Annotated in this window: 3 protein-coding genes; 1 reads left to right on the top strand and 2 read right to left on the bottom strand. The window is 32.9% G+C overall.

Annotated features, from left to right (window positions below; translation table 11 throughout):
* Positions 1-987, bottom strand: a 987-nt coding sequence (locus QI30_RS18980) for a VanZ family protein (protein ID WP_148113895.1), incomplete at its 3' end; no start/stop codon positions are given.
* A 149-nt stretch (positions 988-1,136) separates the two neighbouring features.
* On the opposite strand from QI30_RS18980, the gene QI30_RS21295 reads away from it, so the two are divergent.
* Complete coding sequence (locus tag QI30_RS21295) at positions 1,137-1,418, top strand: transposase family protein (RefSeq protein WP_126992089.1); 282 nt, start codon at positions 1,137-1,139, stop codon at positions 1,416-1,418.
* A 412-nt stretch (positions 1,419-1,830) separates the two neighbouring features.
* Here QI30_RS21295 and QI30_RS20620 read toward each other — a convergent pair.
* A partial coding sequence (locus QI30_RS20620) for an alpha/beta hydrolase (RefSeq protein WP_158621083.1) occupies positions 1,831-2,447 on the bottom strand: 617 nt, incomplete at its 5' end.

The following is a 2,447-nucleotide window of genomic DNA, read 5'->3' as shown; positions in this document are numbered from 1 at the left end:
CCATTTTTCGAATAATTCTTTTTGTGTTTTCTCAAATGCTGGTGAAATTTCTAGCTCTTCAGAAGCGAAATTTGTAAGCGTCCATGTTCCAGCTGTTAAGACATAATTCAATTGGTATATATTGTATGATTCGTCCTCGAATTTAAAAATTCGATTGCGACTCTCTGTGTATATTTTTCCTTTTTGAGTTAATCCATATTCATTACTCAAAATAGTAGCTATTTTCTTCCCATTCTCTAAATCATTTGCACTTATGTTTTGGTAAATTGCTGCACTTGACGGTTCATCCGAAAAATTTAATTTTGATTCAACTGTTACATGTTCCATATCTTGTCTTTCAGCAGGAAGAATCGGCATGTTCCCAAATTCTTTAATCGAATAGAAAGTAAACGGTATTAATAAAATGATACTAAAAATCGTAGGGAGTGCTATTGCTTTAATCAATGATTTCAATTTTCTTTGTTGAACAAAATCTCTAATACCAATAATTAAATAGAACCCAATAATACCTCCTAATGTGTTATGAAATATATCATCTAATTCAAAAATACCTTTTTGCGTTACAAGTTGAATACATTCAATCAAAAGTGTAACTCCTAATGATACTATTAGTGCTGGGGTAAAACTGTTAAATTTTTTATTGTAAAATGGTAATAAAATTCCTAACGGAACAAACATTATAATATTAAAAATAATTAGTTGAAATTCTGTCAAAGACCAATTATTCCAAGCATTAATATAACCGCTATACAGATTAAGATTGGTCATACTTTCATAATTGGCGCCTCGGCTCAATGTTGTTATACCTAACACAATAGTAAACCAGCAAATCAACAATAAAAGCGTGATAAAAGAATATATTTTTTGTTTGTGTAAATGACCTCTTTTTTTCTGATAAATTAAGAATGAAAAGCCAATTATTCCAAAAATACAACATGCTGTTATAATCCAAGGAAAAAGACCCCTTATTATACTTGTTACGTCCATTGATGCATTCCCCTTATAAGGTGTAAACAAATTATTATATATAACTGTATTTCGCAAGCTAAATTAGGTTCTTACACATAGTCAGTGAATGCTTACATACATCACTACCCGGGTATAGGATCTGAAAAAGACGTGTACCGTATGCTCACATGCTTTTTTATTTCCATTCACGATCCAAATCCGCTTGTTGTCCTAAATGCCAAGAACTCAGCACGCGTCGACATAGTAGCACGAAACGAAAAATTCGCGACTTACCTATTTCAGGAAAAAAAGTCTTTCTGCATCTGCGCTTGCAGAAATGGTTTTGCTTGAATGCTATGTGTAGCACGATTATTTTTACGGAAATAACTGCTGCACCAGCCTATCAGCGTAATAAAAGAAATCGAAAAAAGGTTATAAAGGGAGTTACTCCACTGTTAGAAAAACTGTAGAGCAACTAAAATTAAAAAAGGATACACTGGTTTCTACTACGAAAAAAGTTGGAAATAAAAGAATAATACTTTGTTTTGGCGTTTCTATGAACAGTTAACTGAAAAAGAACATCAAGTTTTACAATCTACTTTAATTGCTTATCAGGGTACACAACCTGTCTATGCATTCGTTCAGCTATTTAGAGCAGCCTTTTCAGAAATCGATCTTCAAACGTTTCTACAACTTACTTAGAGCGTCTTTACCGTGCTTTTCGACATTTACCTGGTGAGAGATGCTTAAATTTAAGTTCTAAACGATACGGTAATCACAATAATCCACGCCAACTTGACCGTTTTTACTATCGGATTTCAGCCAATAACGTCGCACATGCGCTGATGTAATCTCTAGCTTTTCCCTTTCCATTATTCTAATCTACTTTAACCCCTCTACGAATTCATTCAGATTTTCGCTCATTTCCTTATAATGAGTCCAATGTAAATAATGCTGACCTTCTAGAACTACTAATTTATTATTTTTTATATTTTGTAATTGCGTATTATAAAAATCTATTTTTGACTTCCCCTCTACATATTGCTCTTTTGGAGTAAAAATCATCACTGGTAAGTCAGAAGGGAATGTCATATTTGTTGTTAAATCAAAGTTATTCTTTATCTCGTTCGTCTCTTTAACTACAGCTTTATTTATGTATTTCGCAGCAACTATAGATTTTGCCATTTTTAAGTTTACCTCTGTATATGTGCCCTTTTCAGATAATGGCAGAATATTATCTGGCGTTACATATGCCAATAATCGAGCAATACCTATTGGTGCCATATATTCCGTATATTTAGGCATAGTAGGAAAAACGTCATCACCAAAATATTCCGACATCTGTGGTAAGGTTGGATCTATTCCTATGATGGCTTTAACTTCCTCGGAATAGTTATTCGCATAATACAAACTATATATACCGGAAATTGAGTGAGGCATCAATATATATGGACCTTTTATGTTCGACTTTTTTAGTGCAGCCCTTGTTTCCTCTACTA

Source organism: Candidatus Kurthia intestinigallinarum (assembly GCF_003991225.1).
In the GTDB taxonomy this organism is placed as follows: domain Bacteria; phylum Bacillota; class Bacilli; order Bacillales_A; family Planococcaceae; genus Kurthia; species Kurthia populi.
This window is presented reverse-complemented; position numbering and strand designations above follow the sequence as displayed.